Source organism: Salmonella sp. A1325 (genome assembly GCF_056991255.1).
This window is the reverse complement of record NZ_JAMLWO010000001.1, coordinates 557,394-570,831: the sequence shown is the minus strand read 5'-3', so window position 1 is coordinate 570,831 and position 13,438 is coordinate 557,394. Positions and strand designations below refer to the sequence as shown.

General features: G+C 50.2%; 15 protein-coding genes and 1 other annotated feature. Of the genes, 11 read left to right on the top strand and 4 right to left on the bottom strand.

The annotated features are described in order from the left end of the window. The first annotated feature begins 86 nt into the window (after positions 1-86). Entirely contained in the window at positions 87-623 is a 537-nt protein-coding gene (locus tag NAZ64_RS02970) for a YniB family protein (protein ID WP_000222158.1), read from the top strand. A 42-nt stretch (positions 624-665) separates the two neighbouring features. Here NAZ64_RS02970 and NAZ64_RS02965 read toward each other — a convergent pair whose 3' ends face one another. The 3 genes from NAZ64_RS02965 to pfkB all read right to left on the bottom strand — a co-directional run bounded on the left by NAZ64_RS02965 (position 666) and on the right by pfkB (position 2,952). Then, positions 666-1,526 carry a fructosamine kinase family protein gene (locus tag NAZ64_RS02965; protein ID WP_000267686.1) on the bottom strand — a complete coding sequence of 287 codons (861 nt, stop codon included), beginning with the start codon at positions 1,524-1,526 and terminating at the stop codon, positions 666-668. A gap of 106 nt (positions 1,527-1,632) precedes the next feature. Then, positions 1,633-1,923, bottom strand: a complete 291-nt coding sequence (locus tag NAZ64_RS02960) for a type V toxin-antitoxin system endoribonuclease antitoxin GhoS (RefSeq protein WP_000146133.1) — start codon at positions 1,921-1,923, stop codon at positions 1,633-1,635. A 96-nt stretch (positions 1,924-2,019) separates the two neighbouring features. Next, complete coding sequence (pfkB, locus tag NAZ64_RS02955) at positions 2,020-2,952, bottom strand: 6-phosphofructokinase II (RefSeq protein ID WP_000251707.1); 933 nt, start codon at positions 2,950-2,952, stop codon at positions 2,020-2,022. A gap of 288 nt (positions 2,953-3,240) precedes the next feature. Here pfkB and NAZ64_RS02950 point away from each other — a divergent pair, with 288 nt between their 5' ends. Then, complete coding sequence (locus NAZ64_RS02950; protein ID WP_000770981.1) at positions 3,241-3,999, top strand: DUF481 domain-containing protein; 759 nt, start codon at positions 3,241-3,243, stop codon at positions 3,997-3,999. A 48-nt stretch (positions 4,000-4,047) separates the two neighbouring features. On the opposite strand, the gene NAZ64_RS02945 is transcribed toward NAZ64_RS02950, so the two are convergent. Continuing rightward, on the bottom strand, positions 4,048-5,007 hold the full coding sequence (locus NAZ64_RS02945; protein ID WP_001046434.1) for a lipid A deacylase LpxR family protein: 960 nt from the start codon (positions 5,005-5,007) through the stop codon (positions 4,048-4,050). A gap of 141 nt (positions 5,008-5,148) precedes the next feature. On the opposite strand from NAZ64_RS02945, the gene NAZ64_RS02940 reads away from it, so the two are divergent. From NAZ64_RS02940 to pheT, 9 genes are all read left to right on the top strand, one after another. After that, positions 5,149-5,463, top strand: coding sequence for a hypothetical protein (locus tag NAZ64_RS02940; protein WP_023226933.1), 315 nt, complete (start codon positions 5,149-5,151; stop codon positions 5,461-5,463). Continuing rightward, positions 5,460-6,314: a DNA/RNA non-specific endonuclease gene (locus tag NAZ64_RS02935; RefSeq protein ID WP_001044093.1), complete on the top strand. Its 855-nt coding sequence runs from the start codon at positions 5,460-5,462 to the stop codon at positions 6,312-6,314. The genes NAZ64_RS02940 and NAZ64_RS02935 overlap by 4 nt, the downstream gene beginning before the upstream one ends. A gap of 259 nt (positions 6,315-6,573) precedes the next feature. Continuing rightward, positions 6,574-8,502: a threonine--tRNA ligase gene (gene thrS / locus NAZ64_RS02930; protein ID WP_001144226.1), complete on the top strand. Its 1,929-nt coding sequence runs from the start codon at positions 6,574-6,576 to the stop codon at positions 8,500-8,502. A gap of 3 nt (positions 8,503-8,505) precedes the next feature. Continuing rightward, on the top strand, positions 8,506-9,048 hold the full coding sequence (infC, locus tag NAZ64_RS02925; protein ID WP_001574431.1) for a translation initiation factor IF-3: 543 nt from the start codon (positions 8,506-8,508) through the stop codon (positions 9,046-9,048). A gap of 95 nt (positions 9,049-9,143) precedes the next feature. Beyond that, positions 9,144-9,341 carry a 50S ribosomal protein L35 gene (rpmI, locus tag NAZ64_RS02920; RefSeq protein ID WP_001124225.1) on the top strand — a complete coding sequence of 66 codons (198 nt, stop codon included), beginning with the start codon at positions 9,144-9,146 and terminating at the stop codon, positions 9,339-9,341. Between the two features lie 50 nt (positions 9,342-9,391). Then, complete coding sequence (rplT, locus tag NAZ64_RS02915) at positions 9,392-9,748, top strand: 50S ribosomal protein L20 (protein ID WP_000124850.1); 357 nt, start codon at positions 9,392-9,394, stop codon at positions 9,746-9,748. A 115-nt stretch (positions 9,749-9,863) separates the two neighbouring features. Beyond that, positions 9,864-9,987, top strand: a sequence feature (Phe leader region). Beyond that, a complete protein-coding gene (pheM, locus tag NAZ64_RS02910; protein ID WP_001386830.1) occupies positions 9,869-9,913 on the top strand; it encodes a pheST operon leader peptide PheM in 45 nt (14 codons plus the stop codon). Its footprint overlaps the feature before it by 45 nt. Positions 9,988-10,049: 62 nt before the next feature. Then, a complete protein-coding gene (gene pheS, locus NAZ64_RS02905) occupies positions 10,050-11,033 on the top strand; it encodes a phenylalanine--tRNA ligase subunit alpha (RefSeq protein WP_000018570.1) in 984 nt (327 codons plus the stop codon). A 15-nt stretch (positions 11,034-11,048) separates the two neighbouring features. Next, on the top strand, positions 11,049-13,436 hold the full coding sequence (gene pheT / locus NAZ64_RS02900) for a phenylalanine--tRNA ligase subunit beta (RefSeq protein ID WP_000672402.1): 2,388 nt from the start codon (positions 11,049-11,051) through the stop codon (positions 13,434-13,436). Positions 13,437-13,438: the final 2 nt, after the last annotated feature.

Genomic DNA, 13,438 nt, shown 5'->3' with positions numbered 1-13,438 from the left:
AGTATATCGCCCTTAAAGATCAGGCGAAAACGGGAATCAACAGGTAGACTTAGGCCAAAACGACGCGTCTTTATCAAGGGGAACTCATGACGTATCAACAAGCTGGACGCATTGCAATCCTAAAAAGAGTTGTTGGGTGGGTTATTTTTATTCCGGCACTGCTTTCCACGCTCATCTCAGTCCTTAAATTTATGTATGCGCACAGTGAAAAGCAGGAGGGGATAAATGCGGTAATGCTGGATTTTACCCACGTAATGATAGACATGATGCGCGTGAATACGCCGTTTCTGAATGTTTTTTGGTACAACTCGCCGACGCCGAATTTTCAGGGAAGCCTGAATATCGGTTTCTGGCTCATTTTTATTCTGATTTTTGTCGGGCTGGCGATGCAGGATTCCGGCGCCAGAATGAGCCGCCAGTCACGTTTTTTGCGTGAAGGCGTGGAAGATCAGTTGATCCTGGAAAAAGCAAAAGGCGCGGAAGGGCTAACGCGTGAGCAGATAGAGTCACGTATCGTGGTGCCGCACCATACCATCTTTTTACAGTTTTTCCCGCTCTATATTTTGCCGGTCATTATTATCGTGCTCGGCTACTTTTTCTTTTCCTTGTTAGGCTTCATGTAAACTGAAAAATGCCGGATAGCCCGTATCCGGCATGGGCTGTACCTATACCGCAAGCAGCCGATCCATCGCTTTTTGCGCAGTAGCCAGGTGCTGACCGCCAAACAGCCTTGCCCGATTAAGCAGGGTGTAGAGCTGGTAAATCGGCTGCCTGTCGAGAAAATCCAGCGGTAGCGGCGAAACGGACTGATAGCCGTCATAAATCTGCGGTGGCTGATCGGTATGCAGCGGCAGCATCGCCAGATCGCATTCTCTGTCGCCCCAATAGCAGGCTGGATCGAAGATATAGGGGCCGTCAGGGCCAAGCGCGCAGTTCGCCGACCATAGATCGCCATGCAAAAGAGAAGGCTGCGGTTGATGCGACGCCAGACGTTGCTGAACATGTTCAACAATGGCGTCAATATTACCAAAGGTAATGCCTTTTTCCGCAGCGAGTTCAAGCTGCCAGCCAATGCGCTGTTCGGCGAAAAAAGTCGACCAACGGCGTTGCCAGGTATTCGGCTGCGGCGTGGTAGAGAGCGCGTTATCAAAATCGAGGCCGAATTGAGGTTGGTCGCTCCATTGGTGCAGGCGCGCCAGCTGTTGCCCAAGAATAAACGCATTATGGGCATCCAGCGGGCGGGGCGAGAGGTAGTCCATGACTAAAAAGCTGTAATCCCGATCCGAACCTACCGCCCATACCTTAGGCACAACAACGGTTTTACTGCGGGAGAGCAGCTCCAGCTGATCGGCTTCAGCGGTAAAACCGCGAAGCATTTCTCGTTCATCGCACTTTACGAAAAAATCATGGCCTGCATAACGTAAATGCCATGCGGCATGAACTTCTCCGCCTGGCAGTTCATTACGCAGTTCGATTTCGCCTTCACCGACTTGCTCGCTTAAAAGACGACTGATAGCTTGCCACATAATGTCTCTCCCCACGTTGTCTGCCAGATCATAAGGTTAGCGCAAAAATGCGGTTGAAAAATACGAACTAACGCACATCGCGGACGCGCCGCGGCGGGAATGGCACTTATTGTGCGTTTTTACTCCACGCCTCCCAGGTCGCCACGGTAATGTCGACATCCTTATCTAACGCGCTTTTCGCAAGTCCGGCGACAAGCGCTTTGATTTCATCAGCGCTCTGAGCGCTAACAAAGCCAAACGTATTGGTGCCGAGCTCATGCACATTCCCTTCATCGTCCGTTAATGTCAGCAAAAAACCGCTGCGCGTCAGATGGTTATTGAGTTCGTTAATCTCGGTCAGGGAATCTTCATGGAAGGTTACGGTAATAACATAACGGGTAATATCGCCACTGGCCATCGTTCACCTCGTTGGGAGCAACTGTGTTTTTAACAGCGGCGGATGCGCCGCCCGTTAACCGATTTTCCGGTATCCCCCTCGGCGAGGGGGAAACGATTATTGCGCGGAAAGATAGGCGTATATTTTTTGGGTATCGTCACGAGAACACAGACGCGTACCTTGATTGAGCGTAGCGGCGCTGCCTGCCGCCACACCGAAGCGCACCATCTCTTCCAGCGACGCGTCTTGCGCCAGTTTTAACGTCATCGCGCCCACCATACTGTCGCCCGCGCCGACAGTACTTTGACTTTTCACCGGGGGAGGAACAACCTGGATGCAATTCTCACTGTCTATGCCCAGGGCCCCTTGCGGCCCCAGAGAGACCACTACCCGGCGAGCCTTGCCGCTTTGCACTAATTCCTGGGCCGCTTTACGCACATCATCAGGTTGCGTCAGATCGCGATTAACCAACGCGCTCAATTCTTTCAGGTTAGGTTTCACCAGTTCGATATCGCCAAGCGCCAGCGCAGCGGTGAGCGCGTCGCCAGAGCTATCAATAATGCAGCGAATGCCTTGCTTCTGCGCGGCGGAAATCAGTTGCGTGAGTTTCTCGACCTTAACGCCGGGCGGAAGGCTGCCGCTGATAACCAGAATTGCCCCGGATTCAATTTCCAGTACCTGTTCTTCAAGCTGGCGAAATTCGTCATCGTCCAGCGTGGCGCCGGGCATAACAAAACGATACTGTTCGCCGCTGGACTCGACGTGGACGTGCAGGTTCTGACGCGTCCAGTCTTTCGCATCGACGGTAGACACGGGGACATTTTCGTCAGCCAGTAGTGCGACCAGATGTTCGCCGGTAGCGCCGCCAGCCGGGAAAATTGCGGTCGCGGTGCCGCCAAGATGCGCAATGGCGCGAGCGACATTAATACCCCCGCCGCCGGGTTCGAATACCGGCGCGGAGCACCGCAGTTTACCTTCGGGATAAATTTGCGGCGTGATTGTTGCGCTATCGAGAGAGGGCGCAAGCGTCAACGTATAGATACGTACCATCGTTACCTCCTGTTAGGCTGATTTCAGTCTGGCACTTAATCCCCGGAAAGTGAAGGAATTAACAATATGATTTTCCGGATCTTTATTTAAAGAAGTACGATGTAAAGTTATATAAATAAATGAATGCTTCGGGAGGGTTCTTATTCAAAAAATGAAATAGTAATTGATTGCTATGTTATTCGGGGCTTCTTATAATTCGCTACCTTTCCAGGGGCGTTTGTCATTGATCCCTATGAAAGTTTCCGGGACCGTCGTGGTCTCTTTTTTAGTTGTACGGACTCTATATAAATGAAGCTTTTGAAGGCAGTACCCGCTGTAGTTATGCTGGCGGGTGGCGTGTTCGCGTCTCTGTATGCCGCCGCCGATGATTCCGTTTTTACTGTCATGGATGATCCCTCCACCGCGAAAAAACCTTTTGAAGGTAATCTGAATGCGGGCTACCTTGCTCAGTCAGGCAATACTAAAAGTTCTTCCTTAACGGCTGACACGGCGATGACCTGGTATGGACAACGTACCGCCTGGTCATTATGGGGCAATGCCAGCAATACCTCCTCTAATGATGAACGCTCTTCAGAAAAATATGCGGTAGGCGCGCGTAACCGTTTTAATATGACGGATTATGATTATACCTTTGGCCAGGCCAGTTGGCTGACAGACCGTTTCAACGGTTATCGTCAGCGCGACGTACTGACCGCCGGTTACGGGCGGCAGTTCCTTAATGGTCCAGTGCACAGCTTCCGTTTTGAATTCGGTCCAGGGGTTCGCTATGACGAACATACGGACGATACCACTGAAACGCAGCCGCTGGGTTATGCTTCCGGCAGCTATGCCTGGCAGTTAACTGACAATGCTAAGTTTACACAGGGGGTGTCAGTATTTGGCGCAGAAGACACCACACTAAATTCGGAAACAGCCCTCAATGTCGCCATTAACGAACATTTTGGTCTAAAGGTGGGGTATAATTTAACGTGGAACTCGCAGCCGCCTGAATCAGCGCCTGAACATACCGATCGCCGCACTACGGTAACGCTGGGCTATAAGATGTAATATTGTACCGGGTTACGTTACGTAACCCGGTTATTCCGCGGTGACGCCTCAGAAGAAGAAGGTGATGTCGCCGTTGATATAAGAATAGTCGTCTCCGGTGCGAAATTCCGACGTGACTTTGTTTAAAGAAAGAGAAAATGCGACGGGAGAATAGCCGATGGTGGCACCGACGCGATATTCATCCACGGTTTTATTAATATCCACCGTTTCCATTTTTGTTTGCAGCGTTTTCCCCTGTAACGTGTAGTTTTTATCAACTTCCCTGCGCTCAACGCCAGCAAATACTTTATAGATCAATCCCTCTTTTTGAGTGTGTATTAACCCTCGGCGGGACAGTAACCCAAACCCATTATCAGAGTTGAAGGTCTTATCATTTCCCAGCGCAACGGTTGCGCCGTACCCTAAATACTGGAAGAGATTGCCGCCGACAGCAGAGACTTCTGGATAGAAGCCCACATTGACACCCAGAATATCAATAGCTGGCGTAAGGGACACCATTCCTTTTGCCGTATAACCATAACGATTTTCAATTTGATCCTGCCAGGCAGGGTATTTTTCTGCGCCTATTATTCGATGCGCCCGATTCTGAACCTCCTGACCGCCTGCGTCAGGACCAATAACGCCGATATCGGTACCTAAACGATAACGTAACCAATTGGTGGCTAATGAATTCCACTCCAGTCCGGTATGAAGAAAGGCGCTGAACGCGCGGTCGCCTTTGACGGCTTCAGGCTTTCTCTTATTGGCGCCTGATGGAGAATAAATATCTTGCGCGATATGAAAAGAGAGTTGACTGGCGTCAGTGAGATCGTGGCTGTAGCCTAAAAAGAGCCCGGCAGTATAATCACCCCGGTCTGCAGCCTTGTGCCCGTAAAGGGCATTTAAGGATGGTTGAAATATACCTGCATCATCATTCGCCACTGAAATAGCAAGGCTACTGGCATTGGCCATTGTGGTCGTACTGAGTATGGCGGCAATCATCGTTGCGCAATAGCTGTATTTGTTCACTTTTTACCCCTGAATATGAAAGTGAATACTCTTATTTTTACAAAGTAATAAGCACAGCAGCATGATGCGCAGTGCTTATAAACCTTTAAATATAACTAAACTCCTGCCAGCAGCGAGTCATTGAGAGGATACGTTGCCTTAATGTTGAAAAATGGTGTTGAAAAACATGCGTCAGATATTATTGAATATCCATTTTTCATTCGCTATCTGAGTGCGAGAAATTATTGGCTTCACGATTATGCATATAATACGATGTTTTTTGGTATCAATATGAATATCACGTTGTATTCTTTTGAGCTCATTTTCTATGATGGCTTCGATGTTTATCTGTTATTAATTTTTACCGTGATAGTGTTGTCTTTAATGATGAGCGCATCTAACGGCTGGCAGGGTAATATAACCAAATTATTGCTACCTGAATTATTAGGGCAGTTATTATTAAGGAAGAAAAAATGAATAAAACCATTAATCTGCTAAAATTACTGCCCGTAGTATTATTAAGCGCATGTACTACATCGTATCCTCCCCAGGATACAACATCGGCACCCGAGTTACCCCATCGTAACGTACTCGTTCAGCAACCTGATAACTGTAGCGTTGGCTGTCCTCAAGGAGGAAGCCAACAAACAATCTATCGCCATGTCTATACGCTCAATAATAATAGCGCCACGAAATTTGCCAACTGGGTTGCCTATAGCGTGACAAAAACCAGCCAGGCAAGCGGTCGCCCGCGGAACTGGGCGCAGGACCCCGATTTACCGCCCTCGGATACGTTGGCCCCTTCCGCCTATAAAAATGCCCATACGCTATTAAAAGTCGACAGGGGACACCAGGCGCCGTTGGCAGGATTGGGCGGCGTATCGGACTGGCCGTCGTTAAATTATTTATCGAATATTACGCCGCAGAAATCCGCCCTGAATCAGGGAGCATGGGCTGCACTGGAAAACCGGGTGCGCGAACTTGCCAAACAGGCTGATGTATCTGTAGTGCACGTAGTGACCGGCCCCCTTTTTGAGCGGCATATCGCCACATTGCCAGAAGATGCTACGGTAGAAATTCCCAGCGGGTACTGGAAGGTTTTATTCACCGGAACGGCGCCGTCAAAAAGTGAAGGAAATTACGCTGCGTTTATTATGGATCAGAATACGCCCCGTTCGGCGAATTTTTGCGACTATCAGGTTACCGTGGAGGCTATCGAACATAAAACGAAGCCAGTGTTGACGCTGTGGTCTGCCTTGCCTGAAGCGGTAGCCAGCGAGGTGAAAACAACAAAGGGGAGTCTGGCGCAGAAGTTAGGTTGTCGATGAGAAGCGCTATACGGCGCGTAGAAAGATAACGGAGAAATCCTGTCAAGGGTCTTGATTTGCTACAGAGTGATGCAATCTCCCTTTTTTTAGTGTTACCATCGTCATGCCGGACGAAAATAGCGATTTTCGTCTGTGTCGAAGGTTGTGCGCCAATTTAGCAATGGTTGGCTAGATGGATACACAACTCACTGTCAATAAATTCATTTTCTCTTTGTATGTGATCTTGCGTATGGGTCACCACTGCAAATAAGGATATTACATGCCTGTTATTACTCTTCCTGATGGCAGCCAACGCCATTATGACCACCCTGTAAGCCCGATGGATGTTGCTCTGGACATTGGTCCTGGCCTGGCGAAAGCCACCATTGCGGGCCGTGTGAATGGCGAGCTGGTTGATGCTTCCGATCTGATTGAAAATGATGCGACGCTTTCCATCATCACCGCAAAAGATGAAGAGGGTCTGGAGATCATTCGTCACTCTTGCGCGCATCTGTTAGGTCACGCAATCAAGCAACTTTGGCCGCACACGAAAATGGCGATCGGCCCGGTTGTCGACAACGGTTTTTACTATGACGTTGATCTTGACCGCACGCTAACTCAGGAAGATGTCGAAGCGCTCGAAAAGCGGATGCATGAGCTCGCCGAGAAAAATTACGACGTTATCAAGAAGAAAGTCAGCTGGCACGAAGCGCGTGAAACCTTCGTGAAGCGTGGTGAAAGCTACAAAGTTTCCATTCTTGATGAAAACATTGCTCATGATGACAAGCCTGGCTTGTACCATCATGAAGAATATGTCGACATGTGTCGTGGTCCGCACGTGCCGAATATGCGTTTCTGCCATCACTTTAAACTGATGAAAACTGCCGGCGCATACTGGCGCGGTGACAGCAATAATAAGATGTTGCAGCGTATTTACGGTACGGCATGGGCAGATAAAAAAGCCCTGAACGCTTATCTGCAGCGCCTGGAAGAGGCCGCAAAACGCGACCATCGTAAAATTGGTAAGCAGCTCGACCTGTATCATATGCAGGAAGAAGCGCCGGGCATGGTGTTCTGGCATAACGACGGCTGGACTATCTTCCGCGAGCTGGAAGTCTTTGTTCGTTCTAAACTCAAAGAGTACCAGTATCAAGAAGTTAAAGGCCCGTTCATGATGGACCGTGTGCTGTGGGAAAAAACCGGGCACTGGGACAACTATAAAGATGCGATGTTCACCACATCCTCAGAAAACCGCGAATATTGCATCAAGCCGATGAACTGCCCGGGCCACGTTCAGATCTTTAACCAGGGTCTGAAATCCTATCGTGATTTGCCGCTGCGTATGGCGGAATTCGGTAGCTGCCACCGTAACGAGCCATCAGGCGCGCTGCATGGTCTGATGCGCGTACGCGGCTTTACGCAGGATGATGCGCATATCTTCTGCACCGAAGAGCAGATCCGCGATGAAGTTAACGCTTGTATTCGTATGGTCTACGATATGTACAGCACCTTTGGCTTCGAGAAGATCGTCGTCAAGCTTTCCACTCGTCCTGATAAGCGTATCGGCAGCGATGAGATGTGGGATCGTGCTGAGGCGGATCTGGCGGTTGCGCTGGAAGAAAATAATATCCCGTTTGAGTATCAACTGGGTGAAGGCGCATTCTACGGTCCGAAAATTGAATTTACCTTATATGACTGCCTCGATCGTGCATGGCAGTGCGGTACAGTACAGCTGGACTTCTCCTTACCGTCTCGTCTGAGCGCCTCCTATGTAGGCGAAGACAACGAGCGTAAGGTGCCGGTAATGATTCACCGTGCGATTCTTGGGTCGATGGAACGCTTCATCGGTATCCTGACCGAAGAGTTCGCTGGTTTCTTCCCGACATGGCTCGCGCCTGTTCAGGTAGTCGTGATGAATATTACCGATTCGCAGTCTGAATACGTTAACGAATTGACGCAGAAACTACAAAATGCGGGCATTCGTGTAAAAGCAGACTTGAGAAATGAGAAGATTGGCTTTAAAATCCGCGAGCACACTTTACGTCGTGTCCCTTATATGTTGGTCTGTGGTGATAAAGAGGTGGAAGCAGGCAAAGTTGCCGTTCGCACCCGCCGCGGTAAAGACCTGGGCAGTCTGGACGTAAATGACGTGATTGAGAAGCTGCAACAAGAGATTCGCAGCCGCAGTCTTCAACAACTGGAGGAATAAAGTATTAAAGGCGGAAAACGAGTTCAAACGGCGCGTCCGAATCGTATTAATAGCGAAATTCGCGCGCAAGAAGTTCGCTTAACAGGTCTGGAAGGCGAGCAGCTTGGTATTGTGAGTCTGAGAGAAGCTCTGGAAAAAGCTGAAGAAGCCGGAGTAGACTTAGTCGAAATCAGCCCTAACGCCGAGCCGCCGGTTTGTCGTATAATGGATTACGGCAAATTCCTCTATGAAAAGAGTAAGTCTTCTAAGGAACAGAAGAAAAAGCAAAAAGTTATCCAGGTGAAGGAAATTAAATTCCGTCCTGGGACAGATGAAGGCGACTATCAGGTAAAACTCCGCAGCCTGATTCGCTTTCTCGAAGAGGGCGATAAGGCCAAAATCACGCTGCGTTTCCGCGGTCGTGAAATGGCCCACCAGCAAATCGGTATGGAAGTGCTTAATCGCGTGAAAGACGATTTGCAAGAACTGGCAGTGGTCGAATCCTTCCCAACGAAGATCGAAGGCCGTCAGATGATCATGGTGCTTGCTCCTAAGAAGAAACAGTAAGGCCTTCAAGTAACAATTCTGTGAAGCCTTCGGGCTTCACAGGTTTTGTTCGCCTATGTTTCGTTTATTAACAATGCGAAGTGGAAGTTATTAAAATGCCAAAAATTAAGACCGTACGCGGTGCTGCTAAGCGCTTCAAAAAAACCGGTAAAGGTGGTTTTAAGCACAAGCACGCTAACCTGCGTCACATTCTGACCAAAAAAGCGACTAAACGTAAACGTCACCTGCGTCCGAAAGCCATGGTTTCTAAAGGCGATCTGGGCCTGGTTATCGCGTGCCTGCCGTACGCATAAGCCGTTAACGTTTTTAACTTTTTAATTAGAATAGATACAGGAGAGCACATATGGCTCGCGTAAAACGTGGTGTAATTGCACGCGCACGTCACAAGAAAATTTTGAAACAAGCCAAAGGCTACTACGGTGCGCGTTCTCGCGTATACCGCGTTGCCTTCCAGGCAGTTATCAAAGCTGGTCAGTATGCTTACCGTGACCGTCGTCAACGTAAGCGTCAGTTCCGTCAACTGTGGATTGCGCGTATCAACGCAGCAGCACGTCAGAACGGTATTTCTTACAGCAAATTCATCAACGGCCTGAAAAAAGCCTCTGTTGAAATCGACCGTAAGATCCTGGCTGATATCGCCGTATTCGACAAAGTCGCGTTCACCGCGCTGGTTGAAAAAGCGAAAGCAGCTCTGGCATAAGCCAGTGAAAAGAGGGAGCCTGGCTCCCTCTCTTTTATTTACTGTTCAGTGAGTTGACAATTGACCTGTAACCCTTTTCAATAAAGGATATTCGGTTTTACCACATAAGGTAACGCAAGCATGAACGCTGCTATTTTCCGTTTCTTTTTTTACTTTAGCACCTGATCCCAGGAGGCTAGCGCGTGAAAAACGAAACGAAAAACAGCGCAAAAAAGCCTCCTGATGGAGGCTTTTTTTGTATCTGAAATCGAGAGATTACGTCCAATGAACCGGTGTCTTCACCGACACAATGAGGAAAACCATGTCACATCTCGCAGAGCTGGTTGCCAATGCAGCGGCCGCCATTAACCAGGCGTCAGATGTTGCCGCGTTAGACAATGTACGCGTCGAATATTTGGGCAAGAAAGGGCATTTAACCCTTCAGATGACGACCCTACGCGATCTGCCGCCGGAAGAGCGTCCGGCAGCCGGGGCAGTCATTAACGCCGCGAAAGAGCAGGTACAACAGGCGCTTAACGCGCGTAAAGCCGAGCTGGAAAGCGCAGCGCTTAACGCCCGCCTGGCCGCTGAAACCATCGATATCTCCCTGCCGGGGCGCCGTATTGAGAACGGCGGTCTGCATCCGGTCACACGTACCATTGACCGTATTGAAAGTTTCTTCGGCGAGCTTGGTTTTACCGTGGCGACTGGCCCGGAAATCGAAGATGACTACCATAACTTCGATGCGTTAAACATTCCGGGTCATCATCCGGCCCGCGCCGATCATGATACCTTCTGGTTTGACGCGACCCGTCTGCTGCGGACCCAGACGTCTGGCGTCCAGATCCGGACGATGAAAGCGCAGCAACCGCCGATCCGCATTATTGCGCCGGGCCGTGTATACCGTAATGACTACGACCAGACGCATACTCCGATGTTCCATCAGATGGAAGGTCTGATTGTTGATACCAACATCAGCTTCACCAACCTCAAAGGTACGCTGCACGACTTCCTGCGTAATTTCTTTGAGGAGGATCTGCAGATTCGCTTCCGTCCTTCTTATTTTCCGTTTACCGAACCTTCTGCGGAAGTGGATGTGATGGGTAAAAACGGCAAATGGCTGGAAGTGCTGGGCTGCGGGATGGTGCATCCGAATGTGCTGCGTAATGTCGGTATCGATCCGGAAATCTATTCTGGCTTCGCTTTTGGTATGGGGATGGAACGTCTGACCATGTTGCGTTACGGCGTCACCGACCTGCGTTCATTCTTCGAAAACGATCTGCGTTTCCTCAAACAGTTTAAATAAAGGCAGGATAAAACAATGAAATTCAGCGAACTGTGGTTACGCGAGTGGGTTAACCCGGCAATTGATAGCGATGCGTTGGCTAACCAGATTACGATGGCTGGCCTGGAAGTAGACGGCGTTGAGCCGGTCGCGGGAAGCTTCAATGGCGTTGTGGTTGGGGAAGTGGTTGAGTGCGCCCAGCATCCGAACGCTGACAAATTGCGTGTAACGAAAGTCAACGTTGGCGGAGAACGCCTGTTGGATATCGTCTGCGGCGCGCCAAACTGTCGTCAGGGGCTGAAAGTAGCGGTGGCCACCATTGGCGCTATCCTGCCGGGCGATTTCAAAATTAAAGCGGCAAAACTGCGCGGTGAACCGTCTGAAGGGATGCTGTGCTCCTTCTCCGAACTGGGGATTTCCGACGATCACAGCGGCATTATCGAACTGCCGGCGGATGCGCCGCTGGGTACTGATATCCGTGAATACCTGAAGCTCGACGACAATACCATCGAAATTAGCGTCACGCCGAACCGTGCGGATTGCTTAGGTATCATCGGCGTTGCGCGTGATGTGGCGGTACTGAACAAAGCGCCGCTCCAGGAGCCTGAAATGGCGCCGGTTACGGCAACTATCAGCGATACGCTGCCGATTACGGTAGAGGCCGCTGATGCGTGTCCACGCTATCTTGGCCGGGTGGTAAAAGGCATCAATGTTAACGCGCCGACGCCGCTGTGGATGAAAGAGAAACTGCGTCGCTGCGGTATTCGCTCCATCGATGCGGTGGTTGATGTCACGAACTATGTGCTGCTCGAACTGGGTCAGCCAATGCATGCTTTCGATAAAGATCGCATTGATGGCGGTATTGTCGTGCGGATGGCAAAAGAGGGTGAAACCGTCGTCCTGCTGGACGGTAGCGAAGCGACGTTAAATGCGGACACGCTGGTGATCGCCGATCACCATAAGGCGCTGGGGATAGCCGGTATTTTTGGCGGCGAACATTCTGGCGTGAATGGCGAAACGCAAAATGTGCTGCTGGAGTGTGCGTACTTTAATCCGCTGTCTATCACCGGTCGCGCTCGTCGCCACGGTCTGCATACCGATGCGTCTCATCGCTACGAGCGCGGGGTGGACCCGGCGCTGCAATATAAAGCGATAGAGCGCGCTACTCGTCTGCTTCTTGATATCTGTGGCGGTGATGCGGGTCCGATAATTGATGTGAGCAACGAAGCAACATTGCCGAAACGCGCCACCATTACGCTGCGTCGCAGTAAACTGGATCGCCTGATCGGGCATCATATTGCGGATGAGCAGGTCAGTGATATTCTGCGTCGTCTGGGATGTGAAGTGACCGAAGGGCAGGACGAGTGGAAAGCCGTGGCGCCGACCTGGCGTTTCGATATGGAGATTGAAGAAGATCTGGTGGAAGAGGTGGCCCGCGTTTACGGCTATAACAATATTCCGGACGAGCCAATCCAGGCCGGTTTAATCATGGGGACGCACCGTGAAGCCGATCTGTCGTTGAAGCGGGTTAAAACCATGCTGAACGACAAAGGCTATCAGGAAGTGATTACCTATAGCTTTGTCGATCCTAAAGTACAACAGCTCATCCATCCAGGTGCAGAAGCGCTGCTGCTGCCAAACCCTATCTCCGTTGAGATGTCGGCGATGCGTCTGTCTCTGTGGAGCGGATTGTTGGCGACGGTGGTCTATAACCAAAACCGTCAGCAGAATCGCGTGCGTATTTTTGAAACCGGTTTACGTTTCGTTCCGGATACACAAGCCAATCTGGGTATTCGACAGGATCTGATGCTGGCTGGCGTGATTTGCGGTAACCGCTATGATGAGCACTGGAACCTGGCAAAAGAGACCGTTGATTTCTATGATTTGAAAGGCGATCTGGAAGCGGTATTGGATTTAACCGGCAAACTGGGTGATATCCAGTTTAAGGCGGAGATGAATCCGGCTCTGCATCCGGGACAGTCTGCGGCGATTTATCTGAAAGATGAACGTATTGGTTTTATTGGGGTTGTTCACCCTGAACTGGAACGTAAACTGGATCTGAATGGTCGTACGCTGGTGTTTGAACTGGAATGGAATAAGCTCGCAGACCGTATCGTGCCGCAGGCGCGGGAGATTTCACGCTTCCCGGCCAACCGTCGCGATATTGCGGTTGTTGTTGCAGAAAACGTTCCCGCAGCGGATATTTTATCCGAATGTAAGAAAGTTGGCGTAAATCAGGTAGTTGGCGTAAACTTATTTGACGTGTACCGCGGTAAGGGTGTTGCGGAGGGTTATAAGAGCCTCGCTATCAGCCTGATCCTTCAGGATACCAACCGTACACTCGAAGAAGAGGAGATTGCCGCTACCGTCGCCAAATGTGTAGAGGCATTAAAAGAGCGATTCCAGGCATCATTGAGGGATTGAAC